This is a genomic window from Bradyrhizobium sp. AUGA SZCCT0169 (genome assembly GCF_018130085.1).
In the GTDB taxonomy this organism is placed as follows: Bacteria; Pseudomonadota; Alphaproteobacteria; order Rhizobiales; family Xanthobacteraceae; genus Bradyrhizobium.
The window spans coordinates 153,091-174,080 of sequence record NZ_JAFCMC010000003.1; the positions used below are offsets into that span (position 1 = coordinate 153,091).

12 protein-coding genes are annotated in these 20,990 nt (G+C 62.4%); 11 read left to right on the forward strand and 1 reads right to left on the reverse strand.

What is annotated here, in order from left to right; all coding sequences use genetic code 11:
* Window positions 1–9 precede the first annotated feature (9 nt).
* From nusG to JQ609_RS04550, 11 genes are all read left to right on the forward strand, one after another.
* Window positions 10–540, forward strand: a complete 531-nt coding sequence (gene nusG / locus JQ609_RS04500; RefSeq protein WP_211998187.1) for a transcription termination/antitermination protein NusG — start codon at window positions 10–12, stop codon at window positions 538–540.
* Between the two features lie 137 nt (window positions 541–677).
* Window positions 678–1,106: a 50S ribosomal protein L11 gene (gene rplK / locus JQ609_RS04505; RefSeq protein WP_065728804.1), complete on the forward strand. Its 429-nt coding sequence runs from the start codon at window positions 678–680 to the stop codon at window positions 1,104–1,106.
* A gap of 6 nt (window positions 1,107–1,112) precedes the next feature.
* Entirely contained in the window at window positions 1,113–1,805 is a 693-nt protein-coding gene (rplA, locus tag JQ609_RS04510; protein ID WP_192733881.1) for a 50S ribosomal protein L1, read from the forward strand.
* Window positions 1,806–1,886: 81 nt separating this feature from the next.
* The gene (locus tag JQ609_RS04515; protein WP_212272171.1) at window positions 1,887–2,840 is read left to right on the forward strand and encodes a 2-hydroxyacid dehydrogenase; all 954 of its coding nucleotides are present in this window, start codon (window positions 1,887–1,889) and stop codon (window positions 2,838–2,840) included.
* 605 nt (window positions 2,841–3,445) lie between these two features.
* Window positions 3,446–3,964 carry a 50S ribosomal protein L10 gene (gene rplJ / locus JQ609_RS04520; protein WP_212272172.1) on the forward strand — a complete coding sequence of 173 codons (519 nt, stop codon included), beginning with the start codon at window positions 3,446–3,448 and terminating at the stop codon, window positions 3,962–3,964.
* Between the two features lie 52 nt (window positions 3,965–4,016).
* A complete protein-coding gene (rplL, locus tag JQ609_RS04525; RefSeq protein ID WP_192733878.1) occupies window positions 4,017–4,394 on the forward strand; it encodes a 50S ribosomal protein L7/L12 in 378 nt (125 codons plus the stop codon).
* Between the two features lie 457 nt (window positions 4,395–4,851).
* Window positions 4,852–8,970: a DNA-directed RNA polymerase subunit beta gene (rpoB, locus tag JQ609_RS04530; RefSeq protein WP_212211799.1), complete on the forward strand. Its 4,119-nt coding sequence runs from the start codon at window positions 4,852–4,854 to the stop codon at window positions 8,968–8,970.
* 155 nt (window positions 8,971–9,125) lie between these two features.
* Window positions 9,126–13,325 (forward strand): DNA-directed RNA polymerase subunit beta', encoded by a 4,200-nt coding sequence (gene rpoC, locus JQ609_RS04535; protein ID WP_212272173.1) that lies wholly within the window; start codon window positions 9,126–9,128, stop codon window positions 13,323–13,325.
* A gap of 224 nt (window positions 13,326–13,549) precedes the next feature.
* Entirely contained in the window at window positions 13,550–14,635 is a 1,086-nt protein-coding gene (locus JQ609_RS04540; protein ID WP_212272174.1) for a helix-turn-helix transcriptional regulator, read from the forward strand.
* A gap of 297 nt (window positions 14,636–14,932) precedes the next feature.
* Complete coding sequence (locus JQ609_RS04545; RefSeq protein ID WP_212272175.1) at window positions 14,933–16,987, forward strand: FAD-dependent oxidoreductase; 2,055 nt, start codon at window positions 14,933–14,935, stop codon at window positions 16,985–16,987.
* A gap of 139 nt (window positions 16,988–17,126) precedes the next feature.
* Window positions 17,127–19,184 carry an ABC transporter ATP-binding protein gene (locus JQ609_RS04550; RefSeq protein WP_212272176.1) on the forward strand — a complete coding sequence of 686 codons (2,058 nt, stop codon included), beginning with the start codon at window positions 17,127–17,129 and terminating at the stop codon, window positions 19,182–19,184.
* Here JQ609_RS04550 and JQ609_RS04555 read toward each other — a convergent pair.
* Window positions 19,109–20,344 (reverse strand): NAD(P)/FAD-dependent oxidoreductase, encoded by a 1,236-nt coding sequence (locus JQ609_RS04555; RefSeq protein ID WP_212272177.1) that lies wholly within the window; start codon window positions 20,342–20,344, stop codon window positions 19,109–19,111. The genes JQ609_RS04550 and JQ609_RS04555 overlap by 76 nt on opposite strands.
* Window positions 20,345–20,990: the final 646 nt, after the last annotated feature.

The following is a 20,990-nucleotide window of genomic DNA, read 5'->3' on the forward strand; positions in this document are numbered from 1 at the left end:
ACCCAAACGATGGACAAGCGCTGGTATATTGTTCACGCCTACTCGAACTTCGAGAAGAAGGTCGCCGAATCGATCCGCGAACAGTCCAAGCAGCGCGGGCTCGAGGACCTGTTCGAGCTGGTGCTGGTGCCGACCGAAAAGGTCACTGAGGTGCGCCGCGGCCGCAAGATCGACGCCGAGCGCAAGTTCTTCCCGGGCTACGTGCTGGTGAAGATGAAGCTGACCGACGAAGCGTTCCATCTCATCAAGAACACGCCCAAGGTGACCGGCTTCCTGGGCGCCGAAAACAAGCCGATGCCGATCTCGGAGTCCGAGGCGATGCGGATCCTGCACCAGGTGCAGGAAGGCGTCGAACGTCCCAAGGCGTCGGTGTCGTTCGAAATCGGCGAAAACGTCCGCGTGGCCGATGGGCCGTTCGCGTCGTTCTCCGGCGTGGTCGAGGAAATTGACGAGGCGCGTTCGCGCGTGAAGGTCGCGGTGTCGATCTTCGGCCGCGCTACGCCCGTCGAACTGGAATTCGGTCAGGTCGAGAAGGTCTGATCGTCTTGACCTCTTCCCGCATGCGGGGAGAGGGAAAAGTGCCGTGGGAGGAGATGGGTGATCGCCAGTCATCCGTTGAACCGCACCACGGTCCTGTGAAGCTTCCGGATGATCCGGAGCAACATGAGGAGTGACGTATGGCAAAGAAAGTGACCGGATACCTGAAATTGCAGGTGCCGGCGGGTGCTGCGAATCCTTCGCCCCCGATCGGTCCCGCGCTTGGTCAGCGCGGCCTCAACATCATGGAATTCTGCAAGGCGTTCAACGCCCAGACGCAGAAGGAAGAAAAGAACACCCCGATTCCGGTGGTGATCACGATCTACGCCGATCGTTCGTTCACCTTCGAGATGAAGACCCCGCCGATGTCCTTCTTCCTCAAGCAGGCCGCCAAGATCCAGTCCGGTTCGAAAGCCCCGGGCCGCGACAAGGCAGGCCAGGTGACCAAAGCGCAGGTGCGCGAGATCGCCGAGAAGAAGATGAAGGATCTCAATTGCGATTCCGTCGAGTCGGCCATGAAGATGGTCGAGGGCTCCGCCCGTTCGATGGGTCTGGAAGTTGCGGGGTAACGGACCATGGCAATCGGAAAACGTTTGAAGAAGGCCCGCGAGGGCGTCGACCGCGAGAAGCTCTATCCGCTCGCGGACGCCATCAAGATGGTCAAGGAACGCGCCAAGTCGAAGTTCGACGAGACGATCGAGATCGCGATCAATCTCGGCGTCGATCCGCGTCACGCCGACCAGATGGTTCGTGGCGTGGTGACCCTGCCGAACGGCACCGGCCGCACCCTGCGCGTCGGCGTGTTCGCGCGTGGCGCCAAGGCGGAAGAGGCCAAGGCTGCGGGTGCTGACGTCGTCGGCGCCGAAGACCTGGTCGAGAAGGTGCAGGGCGGTGCGATCGATTTCGATCGTTGTATCGCCACCCCCGACATGATGCCGCTGGTCGGCCGCCTCGGTAAGGTGCTCGGTCCGCGCGGCATGATGCCGAACCCGAAGATCGGCACCGTGACGATGGACGTCGCCACCGCCGTGAAGGGCGCCAAGGGCGGCTCGGTTGAGTTCCGCGTCGAGAAGGCCGGCATCGTGCAGGCCGGCATCGGCAAGGCCTCGTTCACCGAAGAAAAGCTGGTGCAGAACGTCAAGGCGCTCGCGGATGCGGTCTCCAAGGCGAAACCCGCCGGCTCCAAGGGCACCTACATCCAGCGCGTGGCGGTCTCCTCCACCATGGGCCCGGGCGTCAAGGTCGAGCCGGGCACGCTGCTCGGTTAAGGTCTTGCGGCACGGATGAGAAAACAGGGCGGAATCGGGTGACCGGTTCCGCCCTTTGCTTTGCGACAGGGAAAGAACAACATGCCCGAGAAGGTCCTGGTCTATTCGCGCTTCCCAAAAGCCCTGATGGTGCGGATTGGTGAGCGCTACGAATTGCTGGATGCCGCGGGCAAGCCGCCGAACGAGACGTTCTCGGCCGAACAGCTCTCCAATATTCGCGCGATGATAACGGCAGGCGGCACACCGCTCAGTGCCAATACGATGGACCAGATGCCGAAACTGGCAGCCATCGTCTGTTACGGCACCGGTTATGACGGCGTCGATCTCGCAGCCGTTGCCAAGCGCAACATTGTGCTCGGCCACAGTCCGGGCGCGAATGCGGCTTCTGTGGCCGACATTGCGGTGACGCTGATGCTGGCGGCGACAAGGCGCTTGCTGGCGGCCGACGATTACGTGCGCAGCGGAAGCTGGGCCGGCGCAAAGCCGTCGCCGATGATGCGTCCGCAGGCCGGCATGCCCGGCCGCAAGATCGGCGTCTACGGCATGGGCGAGATCGGCCGCAAGATCGCCGCGCGTGTTGCAGCCTTTGAGACCGAAGTGGGCTATTTCAGTCGCAGCCAGCACGACGTGCCGTATCAATATTTTCCGACGCTCGAGGCGCTGGCGGAATGGTGCAGCGTCCTGATGATCGCCGTTCGTGCCGGCAGCGACACCCATCACGCGGTCGATGCCAATATCCTGAACAAGCTCGGCAAGGACGGCTACGTCGTCAACATCGCGCGGGGTTCGGTGATCGATCAGCAGGCGCTGGTCGCGGCGCTGACCGACCAGAGCATCGCCGGCGCCGGCCTCGACGTCTACGCCAGGGAACCGCATGCGCCGGATGCGCTGACGGCACTGCCGAACGTCGTGCTGTCCCCGCATATCGGCGGCCACACGCTGGAATCGCATGTGGCGATGCAGGACTGCGTGATGGCCAATCTCGAGGCCTATTTCGCCGGCAAGCCGTTGCCTTATGCGGTGAAGCTCGGCTGATCGCCGGCCGCTGGCAACGCCTGGCGGACGGGAAACTTGCCGGGAAGGGGTGTTTCCCCATTTGTGGCCGCGGCCTGAATTTTGCCCTTGGCAAGACGACCGAGACCCGGTAAAGAACGGGCTTCCGGGCGTGCTGGCCGTTGCTGGCACGTCTGTGCTCGCATTCCGAAAACCCGATACGGTAGGAGATCATTCCTTTCAGGACATCCGCTATGGATTGCTCGAAAGGAGGGAAACCCATCGTCGGGCTGGAAAGCGGCAGGGGGCGTCCGGCTTGCCGGATAACCTCGATCCTGTCCAAGACTGCAGGCGCCCAAGTTGAAATTTGCACTGAGGTGCAAGTCTCTTCAACGGCTTAATCGCATAGCCTGCACAGACGGGTGAAGACCGGATTTTCCCTGGCGTCGCTTCATGCGGCGTGTGGGCCGATTTGGTTCGAACCTCGACACCCCGCGCCATCTGGTTCGGGAGGGCAGGCTTTTCAATGTCGTCTTGCCCGACGTGTCCGAAGGACTGGTGTCTTGAGGTCAGGTTTTGGGTGAGACGGTGGGTGCAACCCGGCGGTCTCGCCTCACGCGAAGGCCGCCAACCGGAGAGAGCTTGCTGTGGAAAGAGCGGCAAAAAAGGACGCGGTTGAGGCGCTGAACGGGGTCTTCAAGACCACCAGCGTTGCAGTCGTCGCCCACTATTCCGGCCTCACCGTGGCCCAGATGCAGAAGCTGCGCACGCAGATGAAGCAGGCGGGTGCGTCGGTGAAGGTCTCGAAGAACCGTCTCGCCAAAATTGCTCTTGAAGGCACGGATGTCGTTGCCATCGGTTCCCTGCTGAAGGGACCGACCGTGATCGCCACTTCAGACGATCCGGTAGCGGCGCCGAAGGTTGCCATCGAATTCGCCAAGACGAACGAGCAGTTCGTCATTCTCGGCGGCTCGATGGGTAAAACCGCCCTGGATGTTAACGGCGTGAAGGCTCTTGCCTCGCTGCCGTCACTCGATGAACTGCGCGGAAAGCTTGTCGGCCTCCTGGTGGCGCCGGCGACCAAGATCGCTCAGCTCTCGACTGCGCCCGCGGCCAAGCTCGCGCGCGTCGTCCAGGCCTATGCCTCAAAGAGCGAAGCGGCCTGACCCTTCGCAAATCAAACCTGGTTCGAACCAATACGTTTAAGGAAACAGATCAATGGCTGACTTACAGAAAATCGTCGACGACCTCTCGAGCCTGACCGTGCTCGAAGCTGCCGAGCTCGCAAAGCTCCTTGAAGAAAAGTGGGGCGTGTCCGCCGCTGCCGCCGTTGCGGTTGCCGGTCCGGCCGGTGGTGGCGCTGCCGCCGCTCCCGCTGAAGAAAAGACTGACTTCACGGTCGTGCTCGCCGCCGCCGGCGAGAAGAAGATCGAAGTCATCAAGGAAGTCCGCGCCATCACCGGCCTGGGCCTCAAGGAAGCCAAGGACCTCGTCGAAGGCGCGCCGAAGCCGGTCAAGGAAGGCGTCAACAAGGACGAAGCCGAGAAGATCAAGGCCCAGCTCGAAAAGGCCGGCGCCAAGGTTGAACTCAAGTAACGCAAGTTACTTGAGACAAGGTCCCGGGCGGGGCGCAGCTGCACCCGGGATCGATGCAAAAGTCGTGCTATGGGACAACCGGACGCACGGCGTACACAAAAATGTGTGGGGATTCGCGGGGTCAACCCTCGAATCTCCACTATTGTCATCCCATATCGGGCTGGCAGCAGGAAAATACGGTAGGCGGCGGGAACGGCAGGGTTCTCGGCGTAAGCCGTTGGGAGACAGTCAAATTTCGGGCTTTTTCAGTCCGTGAAGCGATGGTTGGACGGGCGAGGTGCAGTCATGCGCCTTGCGCGTCGTTTTGCGTTTTGAAGGTCTGGAGAACGGATTTGGGACTTAATTCCTGAATTTGGGCTTGGTTCCGGCGAAGCGATTCGAAAATTCAACCCGGGGGCGATGGCAGTCGCGCTTCGGAAGGTTCGTCCATCAAGGGCGACGAAAATGAGAGGCCACGATGGCGCAGCAGACATTCACCGGTCGCAAACGCATCCGCAAGTTTTTTGGACACATCAAGGAAGTCGCCGAGATGCCGAACCTCATCGAGGTTCAGAAGGCGTCCTATGACCAGTTCCTGATGGTCGATGAGCCGGTCGGCGGCCGTCTGGACGAGGGCCTGCAGGCGGTCTTCCGTTCTGTGTTCCCGATCTCGGATTTCTCCGGCACCTCGATGCTGGAGTTCGTCCGCTATGAATTCGAACCGCCGAAATACGACGTCGACGAGTGCCGCCAGCGCGGCATGACCTATGCGGCGCCGCTGAAGGTGACGCTGCGCCTGATCGTGTTCGATATCGACGAGGAAACCGGCGCCAAGTCGGTCAAGGACATCAAGGAGCAGGACGTCTACATGGGCGATATCCCGCTCATGACGATGAACGGCACCTTCGTCGTCAACGGCACCGAGCGCGTCATCGTCTCCCAGATGCACCGCTCCCCGGGCGTGTTCTTCGACCACGACAAGGGCAAGACCCATTCGTCCGGCAAGCTGCTGTTTGCCGCCCGCGTGATTCCGTACCGCGGTTCCTGGCTCGACATCGAGTTCGACGCCAAGGACATCGTGTTCGCGCGCATCGACCGCCGCCGCAAGATCCCCGTGACCTCGCTGATGTACGCGCTTGGTCTCGACGGCGAGACGATCCTGTCCACCTTCTACAAGAAGATCAATTACAAGCGCGCCAAGGAAGGCTGGCGCGTGCCGTTCGACGCCACCCGTTTCCGTGGCTACTCGACCATCAACGACCTGATCGACGCCGACACCGGCAAGGTCGTGCTCGAGGCCGGCAAGAAGCTGACGGTGCGCAGCGCGCGCCAGATGCAGGAAAAGGGCCTCAAGGCGCTGCGTCTGTCGGACGAAGAGCTGATCGGCAACTATCTGGCCGAGGACCTCGTCAACCCGAAGACCGGTGAGATCTACGCCGAAGCCGGCGAGGAACTGACCGAGAAGTCGCTGAAGGCGCTCAACGAGCAGGGCTACAAGGAATTGCCGCTGCTCGACATCGACCACGTCAATGTCGGCGCTTACATCCGCAACACGCTGCATGCCGACAAGAACATGACGCGTGAAGACGCGCTGTTCGACATCTACCGCGTGATGCGTCCCGGCGAGCCGCCGACCATCGACTCGGCGCAGACCATGTTCCAGTCGCTGTTCTTCGACAGTGAGCGCTACGACCTGTCCGCGGTCGGCCGCGTCAAGATGAACATGCGCCTCGAACTCGACGCGCCCGACACCCACCGCACGCTGCGCAAGGAAGACATCCTCGCCGTCATCAAGACGCTGGTCGACCTGCGCGACGGCAAGGGCGAGATCGACGACATCGACCATCTCGGCAACCGCCGGGTGCGTTCGGTCGGCGAGCTGATGGAAAACCAGTACCGCATCGGCCTGCTCCGCATGGAGCGCGCGATCAAGGAGCGTATGTCCAGTGTCGATATCGACACCGTGATGCCGCAGGACCTGATCAACGCCAAGCCGGCGGCTGCCGCGGTGCGCGAATTCTTCGGCTCCTCGCAGCTGTCGCAGTTCATGGACCAGACCAACCCGCTGTCGGAGATCACCCACAAGCGCCGTCTCTCGGCGCTTGGACCGGGCGGTCTGACCCGCGAGCGCGCCGGCTTCGAAGTGCGCGACGTGCATCCGACGCATTACGGCCGTATCTGCCCGATCGAGACGCCGGAAGGCCCGAACATCGGTCTGATCAACTCGCTGGCGACGTTTGCGCGCGTCAACAAGTACGGGTTCGTCGAAACGCCCTATCGCAAAGTGAAGGATGGCCGCGTCACCGAGGAGGTCGTGTACCTCTCGGCGATGGAAGAGGGCCGTTATCGCGTGGCGCAGGCCAACGTGCCGCTCGACGCCAAGGGCCGCTTCACCGAGGACCTGATCATCTGCCGTCACGCCGGCGAAGTGTTGCCGATCACGCCGGACAAGGTCGACTACATGGACGTGTCGCCGAAACAGCTGGTTTCGGTTGCCGCGGCGCTGATCCCGTTCCTCGAGAACGACGACGCCAACCGCGCGCTGATGGGCTCGAACATGCAGCGCCAGGCGGTGCCGCTGGTTCGCGCCGAGGCGCCGTTCGTCGGCACCGGCATGGAAGGCGTGGTTGCGCGTGACTCCGGTGCTGCGATCGCGGCCCGCCGTTCCGGCGTGATCGACCAGATCGACGCCACCCGCGTCGTTATCCGCGCCACCGAGGATCTCGATCCCACCAAGTCGGGCGTCGATATCTACCGGCTGATGAAGTACCAGCGCTCCAACCAGTCGACCTGCATCAACCAGCGTCCGCTGGTGAAGGTCGGCGACATCGTCAAGAAGGGCGACATCATCGCCGACGGTCCCTCGACCGATCTCGGCGAACTCGCGCTCGGCCGCAACGTGCTGGTCGCGTTCATGCCGTGGAATGGCTACAACTTCGAAGACTCGATCCTGCTCTCGGAGCGGATCGTGAAGGACGACGTCTTCACCTCGATCCACATCGAGGAATTCGAGGTGATGGCCCGCGACACCAAGCTTGGTCCGGAGGAAATCACCCGCGACATTCCGAACGTTTCGGAAGAAGCGCTGAAGAATCTCGACGAAGCCGGCATCGTCTACATCGGCGCCGAAGTCCGCGCCGGCGACATCCTGGTCGGCAAGATCACGCCGAAGGGCGAAAGCCCGATGACGCCGGAAGAAAAGCTGCTGCGCGCCATCTTCGGCGAAAAGGCGTCCGACGTTCGCGACACCTCGCTCCGCGTGCCCCCGGGCGTGCAGGGCACGATCGTCGAAGTGCGCGTGTTCAACCGTCACGGCGTCGACAAGGACGAGCGCGCCCTGGCGATCGAGCGGGAAGAGATCGAGCGTCTGGCCAAGGACCGCGACGACGAGCAGGCGATTCTCGACCGTAACGTCTACGGCCGTCTGGCGGAGCTTCTGGAAAACCGCCAGGGCATCGCCGGTCCGAAGGGCTTCAAGAAGGACACCAAGATCACCCGTGCGGTGCTCGACGAGCATCCGCGCTCGCAGTGGTGGCTGTTCGCTTCGCCCAACGACAAGCTGATGGCTGAAATCGAGGCGATGCGGAAGCAGTACGACGAATCGAAGAAGGGCCTTGAACAGCGCTTCCTCGACAAGGTCGAAAAGCTGCAGCGTGGCGACGAATTGCCGCCCGGCGTGATGAAGATGGTCAAGGTCTTCGTCGCGGTGAAGCGCAAGATCCAGCCCGGCGACAAGATGGCCGGCCGTCACGGCAACAAGGGCGTGGTGTCCAAGATCGTTCCGATCGAGGACATGCCGTTCCTCGAGGACGGCACCCATGCCGACATCGTGCTCAATCCGCTCGGCGTGCCCTCGCGCATGAACGTCGGTCAGATTCTGGAGACGCATCTCGGCTGGGCCTGCGCGGGCCTCGGCAAGCGCATCGGCCAGACCATCGACAGCTATTATCAGAAGCAGGATCTCAAGCCGCTGCGCGAGACCCTGAAGAAGATCTACGGCGACGATGAAACCATCAAGACGCTGAACGATGGCGAGTTGATGGAGCTTGGCAAGAACCTGAGCCACGGCGTGCCGATCGCAACGCCGGTGTTCGACGGTGCCAAGGAAGCCGACATCGAGGAAATGCTGAAGCTCGCGGGCTTCGACGCCTCGGGCCAGTCGACCGTCTATGACGGCCGGACCGGCGACGCCTTCGACCGCAAGGTGACGGTGGGCTACATCTACATGCTCAAGCTGCACCATCTCGTGGACGACAAGATCCACGCGCGTTCGATCGGACCGTACTCGCTCGTTACCCAGCAGCCGCTGGGCGGCAAGGCGCAGTTCGGTGGCCAGCGTTTCGGCGAAATGGAGGTCTGGGCGCTCGAAGCGTACGGCGCCGCCTACACGCTGCAGGAAATGCTGACCGTGAAGTCGGACGACGTCGCCGGCCGTACCAAGGTGTACGAGGCGATCGTTCGCGGCGACGACACGTTCGAGGCGGGTATCCCGGAATCGTTCAACGTGCTGGTCAAGGAAATGCGCTCGCTCGGCCTCAACGTCGACCTGCACAACTCCAAGATCGGCCCGGCCACGACCTCCGAGGCGGCAGAGTAACGCTTACGATTTCATGTCCGGCGCATGCGGGCGAAGCCAAGTCTTCGCTCAGATGTGCCGGGCATTCGCACTCCGCTCGGACGTTGAGCAGGGCGCGCGCTGACAAAGAGTTTCGAATTTGCTGCCGGTGACGATCGGCACGCGAGGAGAAGACGATGAACCAAGAAATTATGAATCTCTTCAATCCGACGACGCCGGCTCAGGTCTTCGACCAGATCCGGATTTCGATTGCGTCTCCGGAGAAGATTCTGTCGTGGTCGTATGGCGAAATCAAGAAGCCGGAGACCATCAACTACCGGACCTTCAAGCCCGAGCGCGACGGCCTGTTCTGCGCCCGCATCTTCGGGCCGATCAAGGATTACGAGTGCTTGTGCGGCAAGTACAAGCGGATGAAGTACAAGGGCATCATCTGCGAAAAGTGCTCGGTCGAAGTGACGCTCTCCCGCGTCCGTCGCGAGCGTATGGGCCATATCGAACTGGCGGCGCCGGTCGCGCACATCTGGTTCCTGAAGTCGCTGCCGTCCCGCATCGGCCTTCTGCTCGACATGACGCTGAAGGATCTCGAGCGGATTCTGTACTTCGAATATTACGTCGTGCTGGAGCCGGGCCTGACCGCGCTCAAGGACCGTCAGCTGCTGTCGGAAGACGAGTATCTGAAGGCGCAGGACGAATACGGCCAGGACAGCTTCACCGCCATGATCGGCGCCGAAGCGATCCGCGAACTGCTCAAGGGTCTCGAGCTCGAAAAGCTCGAGCAGTCCCTGCGCGCCGAGATGCAGGAAACTGAATCCGACATCAAGCACAAGAAGCTCGCCAAGCGCCTCAAGATCGTCGAGGCGTTCCGCTATTCCGGCAACAAGCCGGAGTGGATGATCCTGACCGTGGTGCCGGTGATTCCGCCGGACCTGCGTCCGCTGGTGCCGCTCGACGGCGGCCGCTTTGCGACCTCGGATCTCAACGACCTCTACCGCCGCGTCATCAACCGCAACAACCGCTTGAAGCGGCTGATGGAGCTGCGCGCGCCCGACATCATCATCCGCAACGAAAAGCGCATGCTGCAGGAGGCCGTCGACGCGTTGTTCGACAACGGCCGCCGCGGCCGCGTCATCACCGGCGCCAACAAGAGGCCTTTGAAGTCGCTGGCCGACATGCTCAAGGGCAAGCAGGGCCGCTTCCGGCAGAACCTGCTCGGCAAGCGCGTCGACTATTCCGGCCGTTCGGTGATCGTGGTCGGTCCCGAACTGCGGCTGCATCAGTGCGGCCTGCCGAAGAAGATGGCGCTCGAACTGTTCAAGCCGTTCATCTATTCGCGGCTCGACGCCAAGGGTCTGTCCACCACGGTGAAGCAGGCCAAGAAGCTGGTCGAAAAAGAGCGTCCCGAGGTCTGGGACATCCTCGACGAGGTCATCCGCGAGCATCCGGTGCTGCTGAACCGCGCGCCGACGCTGCATCGCCTCGGCATTCAGGCGTTCGAACCTGTCCTGATCGAGGGCAAGGCGATCCAGCTGCATCCCCTGGTCTGCGCCGCGTTCAACGCCGACTTCGACGGCGACCAGATGGCCGTGCACGTTCCGCTGTCGCTTGAAGCGCAGCTGGAAGCGCGTGTCCTGATGATGTCGACCAACAACATCCTGCATCCGGCGAACGGCCAGCCGATCATCGTGCCGTCGCAGGACATCGTGCTCGGCCTCTATTACGTGTCGATCATGCGCGAAGGCCTGCCCGGCGAGGGCAAGATCTTCGGCGAGATGGCCGAACTCGAGCATGCCCTGCATTCGAAGGTCATCCACCTCCACACCAAGATCAAGTACCGGTGGGAAGGCATCGACGAGACCGGCAAGGTGTCCAAGCGCTGGATCGAAACCACCGCGGGCCGCGTCATGCTCGGCAATTTGCTGCCGAGCTCGGCGAAGATTTCGTACGACATCATCAACAAGCTGATGACCAAGCGCGAAATCTCCGGCGTCATCGACCAGGTCTACCGTCACTGCGGTCAGAAGGAGACGGTGATCTTCTGCGACCGCATCATGGCGCTCGGCTTCTACAACGCGTTCAAGGCCGGCATTTCGTTCGGCAAGGACGACATGGTCGTGCCGCACTCCAAGTGGAAGATCGTCGACACCACCCGTACGCTGGCGAAGGATTTCGAGCAGCAGTACAATGACGGCCTGATCACCCATGGCGAGAAGTACAACAAGGTGGTCGACGCCTGGTCGAAGGCGACCGAAGAAATCGCCAAGGAGATGATGAAGGAAATCTCCTCGACCAAGAAGAACGCCAAGGGCGCCGACGCCGACATCAACTCGATCTACATGATGGCGCATTCGGGCGCGCGCGGTTCGCCGGCCCAGATGCGTCAGCTCGCCGGTATGCGCGGCCTGATGGCCAAGCCGTCGGGTGAGATCATCGAAACGCCGATCATTTCCAACTTCAAGGAAGGTCTGTCGGTGCTCGAATACTTCAACTCGACCCACGGCGCCCGCAAGGGTCTCGCGGACACCGCGTTGAAGACCGCGAACTCGGGCTACCTGACGCGCCGTCTGGTCGACGTAGCGCAGGACTGCATCATCACGCAGGACGATTGCGGCACCAAGCTCGGCATCAAGATGCGCGCCATCGTCGATGCCGGCACGGTCGTGGCCTCGCTGGCGTCGCGCATTCTCGGCCGCACCGCGGGCGAGGATCTGCGCGATGCTGCGACCAACAAGGTCGTGGTCAAGCGCGGCACGCTGATGGAAGAAATGCATGTCGACGCCATCCAGCAGGCCGGCATCCAGGAAGTGAAGATCCGCTCCGCTCTGACCTGCGAACTCGTCAACGGCATCTGCGGCAAGTGCTACGGCCGCGATCTGGCCCGCGGCACGCCGGTCAACCATGGTGAAGCGGTCGGCGTCATCGCGGCGCAGTCGATCGGTGAACCCGGCACCCAGCTGACGATGCGTACGTTCCACATCGGCGGCGCGGCGCAGATCAACGAACAGTCGTTCATCGAGTCGAACTTCGACGGCAAGGTGACCATCAAGAACAAGGCCATCGCCAAGAACAGCGAAGGTCATCTGATCGCGATGGTCCGCAACATGGTCGTTGCGATCACCGACGCCGACGGCACCGAGCGTGCGACCCACCGCATTCAGTACGGCGCGCGCATGCACGTCGATGAAGGCGACATGGTCAAGCGCGGCCAGCGGATCGCGGAATGGGATCCGTACACCCGTCCGGTTCTCACCGAAGTCGAGGGCACCATCGGGTTCGAGGACCTGGTTGAAGGTCAGTCGATCTCGGAAACGCTCGACGAATCCACCGGTATCGCCAAGCGCGTCGTCATCGACTGGCGCGCGTCGCGGGGCGGGGCGGATCTGCGTCCGGCCATCGTGGTCAAGGGCAAGGACGGCAAGGTGCTGAAGCTCGCGCGTGGCGGCGATGCCCGCTACATGCTGTCGGTCGACGCCATTCTGTCGGTTGACACCGGCGCGAAGGTGAAGGGCGGCGACATCCTGGCGCGTATTTCGACGGAAAGCGCCAAGACCCGCGACATCACCGGCGGTCTGCCGCGCGTCGCCGAACTGTTCGAGGCTCGCAAGCCAAAGGATGCGGCGATCATCGCGGAAATCGCGGGCACGATCCGCTTCGGCCGCGACTACAAGAACAAGCGCCGCATCTCGATCGAGCCGATGGACAAGAACGAGGAGACCAGGGAGTACCTGATCCCCAAGGGCAAGCACATCCATCTGCAGGACGGCGACATCGTCGAAAAGGGCGATTTCATCGTCGAAGGCAATCCGGCACCGCACGACATCCTGGCGATCAAGGGCATCGAGGAACTCGCGGCCTATCTGGTCAACGAGATCCAGGAAGTCTATCGGCTGCAGGGCGTGCTTATCAACGACAAGCACATCGAGGTGATTGTCCGTCAGATGCTGCAGAAGGTCGAGATCACCGACCAGGGCGAGACCGACATGATCTCGGGCGAGCAGGTCGACAAGATCGAGTTCGACGCGCTCAACCTCAAGGCCAAGGAAGAGGGCAAGAAGCCCGCCACGGGAACGCCGGTTCTGCTCGGCATCACCAAGGCGAGCCTGCAGACCCGCTCGTTCTTCTCGGCGGCCTCGTTCCAGGAGACCACCCGCGTGCTCACCGAAGCCGCCGTCAACGGCAAGGTGGATCCGCTGGAAGGCCTCAAGGAGAACGTCATTGTCGGCCGGCTGATCCCGGCGGGCACCGGCGCCTCGATGGCCAAGATCCGCGAAGTCGCGGTCAAGCGCGACAAGCTGATCCTCGACGAGCGCGAGAAGCAGGCCGCGATCGTGCCGACCGCTCCGGAAGCGGAACCGCTGGCGCTGCCGCCCGCGGAATAGGGCTTCCGCACAAATACGCTGTAAGAGAAAAAGGCCGGCGCAAGCCGGCCTTTGCTGCGGCATTGGCGTTCATGTGTCGCTGTGACACCGCCCGGTTCCTTCAAACGGGGCGGGGAAGCTGGCTGTCGACGGCGCGTCCTGGTGCTTCACCCGCAAAGCGGGGGCGTGCTATCAAGACGTGAATCGTATCCGGGCAACCATTTTCACGGTTTTCCATGAGCGAAATGGATCATTCAGAGCAATTGATCGACCGCATTTACGAGGCGGGGCTCATTCCTTCGCTTTGGCCGGCCGTGCTTGGCGAACTCGGAGCGGCCACCAGCGGTAGCGGTGGGTTTATGTTCGCCGTGCGGGACGGATACGTCAGCGCGGTCAACTCAGTCGAATATGATGCGACCATGCCGCTGTTCTTGAATGACGGATGGAGCGAGCGCGATCCGAATCTGCCGCGCGCCATCGCGCTGAATCATGCAGGCTTCCTCACCGACGGCGATCTGCTCTCGGACGAGGAAATTGCAACCAACGACGTCTACTGCAATTTTTATCGCAAGTACGGCCTCGGCTACCGGGCCGGCACGATCATCCCGATACCGAGCGGCGATTCGGTCGCAATCGTCGTGCCGCGGCACCAGGATCTTGGTCCGGTGCCGCGCGAGATCGTCACCTTCCTGGATGGACTGCGGCCGCATTTGGCGCGGGCATCGCTTACGGCAAACCGCCTTGGCTTCGAGCGCGCACGCGCCCAGGCGGACGCGTTGCAGGCGCTGGGCCTGCCCGGCGCGGTGCTGCGTGCGCGCGGCCAGGTGTTCGCGGCCAACGGCCTGTTCGAAGCCTTGATGCCTTCGCTGTTTGAAGACCGTGCCGAGCGCGTGACAATGACGGATGTGACGGCGGATGCGCTGCTGGCCGAAGCGCTCGCCGCGCGGCCTCTTGGGGATGGCCGGATCATCAAGTCCATACCGGTTGCCGCGACGGCAAATTATCTGCCGATGGTCTTGCACGTCATTCCCGTCCGCGGGGCCGCGCGCGACATCTTCACACAAGCGAGCGTGCTGCTTGTGGTGACGCCGGTCGATCGCGCCGCGGTGCCGACCGCCGAAGTCCTGCAGGGCCTGTTCGACCTGACGCCAGCGGAAGCGCGTGTGGCGCGCGGCATCAGCGAAGCCCGCACGGTCGAGGTGCTCGCAGGGACGCTTGGTGTCAGCCGCGAAACGGTCCGCACCCAGCTCAAGTCGGTGCTCACGAAAACAGGCCTTTCGCGGCAGCAGGAACTGATCAGTCTGCTCGCCGGCAAGGCGTTCCCGAAATAACAGAACGTCCGCGGGAATCCGAAGGCATACTCCACGTCCGCGGGAATAAGGCCGGCGGTTCCGCTTGCCGCCACCGTGGCTGTGAATCCACACATGGCGACTCCCGATCAACCTCGGCGCGGAAACCCCCGTAAGAGTACGGATCTGGATGAAAAAGCGCGGTTATGGTGCGCTTTCCGGCATTGCTGCGATGCGCGGACTTGCTTTGTTCATCTTCCCTTCAGGGTGAAAAGCGCTTTTGCTAAGGAGACTTAAACCGGCCGCACCTGGGGGCCGTCGGGAACTTGCGGAAAACACATGCTCGATCTTGCAATCGTAGGCGGCGGCCCCGGGGGGCTGATGAGCGCCTGGTATCTGAAAAAGAAGCTCGGCGACCTCTGCCGCATCACGATCTACGAGGCATCCGACCGGGTGGGCGGCAAGATCGTCACGCGCAAATTCGATTCGGCGCCGGCGATGTATGAGGCCGGCGTTGCCGAGATCTATGACTACTCGATGACCGGACCCGATCCGCTGCGCGAGCTGATCCAGCATTTCGGCCTGCAGACCATTCCGATGGACGCCGAGCAGGTGCAGTTCGACGGCGAACTCCTCAACGACGTGCAGGGCATGCGCCGCAAATACGGTGCGAAGACCGCAGCCGCGATCGAGGGCTTCCGCAAGCGCTGCAGCGATATGGTGTCGCCGATCGAATATTACGAAGGCGTCGGTGCCCATGACAACGAGCATCCGTGGGCCTACATGACCGCCGAGGAGCTGCTCGAAAAGTTCGTCGACGACGATACCGCCAAGCGCTTCTTCAAGGTGATGGCCCGCTCCGACATCGCGACCGAGCCGCACAACACCAACGGGCTGAACGCGCTGAAGAACTTCGTGATGGATGTCGACGGCTATATCGGGCTGTATTCGATCCAGAACGGCAACGAACAACTGGTCGATTGCCTGCGCAGCGAAGTCACGGCCGATATCCAGCTCAATCACCGGGTGCTCCAGGTCGGCAAGACGTCCTCCGGCCGCTATCAGCTCAACATGATGAACGGCAAGGGACCGGAGACGCGGGACTTCGATCTCGTGGTGATGTGCCTGCCGCATTCCTGGCTTGGCACGATGCGCTGGAACGGCGAAGAGCTGCGCAAGTCGATGGTCAAGCACGTCGCCTATTTCGACCGGCCCGCGCATTATCTGCGGGTCTCGATCCTGTTCGACGAACCGTTCTGGGGCGAGAAGATCCCCGGCGCCTGGTTCATGTCGGAGGCATTCGGCGGCTGCTGCGTTTACAACGAGGGCGCGCGCCATGACGTCGGCAAGCACGGCGTCCTGAACTGGCTGATCGCGGGTTCCGACGCGCTGGCGTTTGCCAATCTCAGCGACCAGGAACTGATCGACGCCGCGTTGAAGTCGCTGCCGGCTTCGCTCGGCAACGCCCGTGATTATTTCAAGGAAGGCAAGATCCATCGCTGGCTGTCGTCGGTTAACGCGCTGCCGGGCGGCTTGCCGGTACGCGACGTCATGACCAACCACCGGCCCGAGCCGAAGGAACATCCGGGGATCGTCGTGGTCGGCGACTATCTGTTCGACTCCACGCTGAACGGACTGCTCGACTCCTCCGACGCCGCCACCGACATCATCGTCTCCGAGATGATGCGGCTGCGCCGCGCACGCGCGCAGGCGGGCGGGGCGCTCTCCGACAAGATCGACCGCGATTATTTCCAGAATTATCGCGGGCTTGGCCCCTACAGCGAGGTCTGGCGCGAGTTTACCGACCCGGCCTATCTGACGGACCTGATCAAGATCGTCTGGAACCGGGCGAGGGGCTACAAGCTCCTGATCGCCGGATCCGCCAGCGGCGAATTGGTTGGCGCGCTGCGCGAGCGCGGCATCGACGCCTGGGGCATCGAAAACAACCGGGCCATCCATGCCCGGACGCCGAAGGCGCTGAAGAAATTCAACAAGCTCGGCTCGATCGTCGATTTGCCGTTCAAGGACGGCGAATTCGATTTCGTGTTCGAGACCAGCCTGTGCCACGTCGCGGAGAAGCAGGTGCCGCGTGCCGTGCGCGAGCTGAACCGGGTGATCAAGACCGGACTGCTGTTCGGCTCCGTCACGTCGGACACGCCGCCGGCGCTGATCGACCGCTACGACCTGCTGCGCGGGGTGAAGAAGCTCGGCACCTGGTGGGAATGGTCGGAGTTGTTCTTCGGCAACGGATTCGACCTCTCAATGCATCGCCGTGACGTCACCGATGCATTGTGGGCGGCGACGCTTGCCGCCAACAAGGGGCCGGGGCAGTGGTACGCCGACTCCGACAGCCTGCGTTATTCGTTTTTCGACAAGGTGGAGTCCGAAGACTGATCGGCAGCCGCCGGTACTCGGATTGTTTGGCAATTGTTTTGCCGAATTCATCCTGATCGCATAGGATCGGCGCGATAGCGTCCACCGCTATCGCGTTTCGATTTGCGGTCATGCCGGCCGTGCAGCATCGGTTGGTTTCATGGCGCCAAAGCCTCCTTCTCCGGATGATCAGAATCCCGCGCCAGCGGATGATCCTGAGCTTGCGAAGAGGCTCGCGCTCGAGGCTGTCGCCACTGGCAAGCCGGCCGGCCTGCCCGCCGCCGATGACGGCATCAAAGACAAAGCCAAGAAGGACGAGGGCGACGACGACGAGCTGGAGCTCGACGAAGATGATGACGAGGACCTCGTCGTCTTCACCGCGAAGGAAGCTGCCGGCGCGATGGCGACGGTCTATGGCTTCGTCCGGCCGTATCTGGGCAGTTACAGGAAGCCATTGGCGATCGTCACCTTCGGCGTGCTGGTCGAGACGCTGTTCAACGTCATCATGCCGCTCAGCCTGAAGTTCCTGATCGACGACGCGCTCGGCGAAGAGGATTTCCAGGCGCTGTACAAGATCCTCGGCGTGCTCGCGATCGCCGGCATCATCACCTCGATCGTCGCGATCTGGTATGAGCGCTGGGATGCGCGGCTGGCGGCCGGCATCATTTCCGATGTCCGGACCCGGTTGTTCGAGCATGTCCAGAGCTTGCCGGCGGGCTATTTCGCCCGCACCAAGCGTGGCGAAATTCTCTCGCGCTTCTCGATCGACCTCTCGGCGTTCGAGGGGGCGGTCAAGACCTTTGCCAACAGCGCGGCGCTGCCGTTCCTGGAACTGATCGCCGGCATCATCCTGATGCTGTTCCTGAACTGGCAGCTCGCGGCCGTCGCGCTTCTGGTGTTTCCGATCACGCTGATCGGCCCGCGGATTCTGACGCCAAAGGCGGTGCAGGCCAATTACGAGCAGAAGCTGAATGAATCGGCGCTGCTCGGTACGGTGCAGGAAAACGTCGCGGCCCAGGCGGTGGTGAAAGCGTTCAGCCTGCAGCGCCGCGCGTTCGGCTGGTTCTCCCTGCGCAACCAGGATGTGCGCATCAAGACCGCGTCCGCGGTGTTCCTGTCGACCATGGTGGAACGCACCGTCACGATCTCGGTGCTGTTGCTGCACCTCGTGGTGCTCGCGATCGGCGCCTATCTCGCCACCAAGGGCCAGATCACCATCGGCACCTTCGTGACCTTCGAGAGCGCGTTCTGGGAGGTGTCCTACAACATCGCCCATCTGATGCATTTCATTCCGGTGTCGATCCAGGCGGCCGCGTCGGTGCGGCATATGCAGGAACTGCTGGACGAGCCGACCCGCGGGGCCGACCGCCCCGGCGCGCCCGATCTGCCGCGCATCACCAACGACATCACCTTCGATCGCGTGACCTTCCAATACGAGGGCAGCGAGACCCCGGTGCTCGACAATCTCAGCCTCAAGCTCAACGCCGGCAAGCGTATCGCCATCGTCGGACCCAGCGGCTCCGGCAAGAGCACGCTGCTCAACCTGGTCCTGCGGCTCTACCAGCCCGACGAGGGGCGCCTGACCATCGACGGCGTCGACGTCCGCCGGGTCACCCTGGAATCGCTGCGCGGGAGCATGGCGATCGTGTTCCAGGAGAACATGCTGTTCAACATGTCGATCCGCGAAAACATCCGGCTCGGCAAGGAAGGCGCGAGCGACGAAGAGGTCGAGGAGGCCGCCAGGAAGGCCGAGATTCACCAGTACATCATGAGCCTGCCGCAGAAATACGACACGCCGGTCGGCGAACGCGGCGACACGCTGTCGGGCGGCCAGCGCCAGCGCATCGCGATCGCGCGCGCCGTCATCCGCAATCCGTCCGTCCTGCTGCTCGATGAGGCGACGTCCGCGCTCGACCAGACCACGGAAGCTGCGATCAATCGCACGCTGCTGAAGGTCGCGGAGGGACGCACCATGATCTGGTCGACGCACCGCCTGACCTCGGTGGTCGAGATGGACGAGATTATCGTGATTTCAAACGGCAAGGCGATCGAACGCGGCTCGCACGCGGAACTGCTTGCCCGCAATGGCGCCTACCGCAAGCTCTGGGACGACCAGGGCCACAGGCCGCACAATGCGGCCGGTCAGGCCGACGACGACAATGAAGACGACGACAATGAAGACGACGATGATGATGAGGACGAGGACGACGAGGAGTGAGCGTGGGTTTTTGCGCTGATGGCCTTGCGTAGCCGTCGCAAATTGCCTTTGCCAAACCACGCCAGGAACCGCGCCAGGCGTTGTGCGCGCCAGTAGATGCCGCGGTCCAGCGTGACCTTGCGGAAGCTGAAGGCCTTCGCCATCGACCAGGCGTCGCAGGCCTGCTTGACCGGATCTTCGTAGTACGACGCTATCTTGGCCTCGCTCATGCCCTCGGTCGCCAGCCAGGCGGGAATATGGACGTTGCAGAGCTGCGTGACGTCAGTGAGTACCTTGTCGGCGCCGGTGCCCGTGACGGGGCAGGTGGTCGCGAAGGCGTCGCCGACCAGGACGATGCCGGGCTGCCGATAGCCTGTGCTGACGTAAAGATCCGCCGGCCTGATCTTGACGTCGCCCGACACGGTATACTCGCCGGTGACGCGGCGCAGCCGCGGCAGCGCGGCATTCATGGTCTCGACCGGCTTGTGCCGCATCTCGCGCAGCCAGGGATCGTCGGCCTCGCGATAGGCGAACAGATTGGCCCGCATCTTCGTGCCGACCGGAAACAGCGTCAGATAGGGGATACGGCCGCTCGGACGTTCCGAGAAATACGTCAGCGCGGGAAATGCGAAAGCGGCGCGACCGGCGGGCGCAAGGTCGAACCCGATCGAGATCGAGTGACACGCGCTGATGATCTGGCGTTCGATGCCGAGATTGCGGCGCAGCCCGATGTTCAACCCGTTGGCCAGCACCACCAGCCGCGCCGAGATCGATTCGCCGTTCGAGAGCGTGAGCTTCTGGCGATCGTCGCTGGTCGAGACATCCGTGACCTTGGCGTGGACCAGTTCGGCCGGTTTGGGGATTTCGGCCCGAATCGCCATGATCAGCGCGTCATACATGATGCCGAACTGCTGGCTGGGCCGCTTGTCGAGCAGATAGCCGGCCCGCGCGATCCAGTTTTCGCCGTCATGGGTGGTCGAACGCAGCAGCGAATCGGCGAATCCCGTCTTGTGCAAAAGGTCGACCTGGGTGCCGCCGCTCAGCTTTTCGACGCGAAAATCGAACGGAAAATTTTCATGCGGGTCGATCAGGAGCGTCGGAATCCCGGCGCGTCCGAGCATCGCGGCCGCGGTCGAGCCGGCGAGGCCGCCCCCGATAATTGCAACGTCGGTATACCGCATAGGAATTTCCGGCCTTGAAGGGCCAGTTTTGTGCCGGGAAAGGCAAATAAAGGCTTAGCTTGGCAATCCGCTTTGGACGGGAACCCGGGAATTATGCTTCTGAATATATTTACCCGGGTAAAATAACCGAGAATCGCCGGCACCGTTCGATTCGAGGAAGCGGGGAGTGCCGCCAATTTCGGTGCGCACCGATTCACGCGAAGCTCTGAATCTGCCGGTGCCATAGGCGTTTCCTGCGTTGTCGTTTCGCTTGACTTAGCTACCCACGGCTTATAGAAGACCCCCACTTCACGACAGGCGGTGAGCGTCGCCAGCGTCGGAACGGAACACCCTTCAAATCCTTATGGACCCAAATCCTTCTGGACTGAGACGGGCACCAACCTCGACGAATGCCGCTCAAACGCTGTCGATCATATAGCTAGGCAATGCCAGTGCGATTTTAGTTCTCTTGAGCACGTTCTCTTGAGAGTGAACTCGGATGCATGACCTCGGTAGCAGGCCGAACAGCGAACGCTGATCGGTCTTCAGTCGCGGTCCTCTGTGGCGTCGAAGCGCTTTCCGCTCAGCAATGAGTGGTTGGCGCGATTTCGTTTTGCGTGGGTGTTTTCCCGTGCAGGGCGGCCGAACGGGGCGGCTAGTCCCGAGA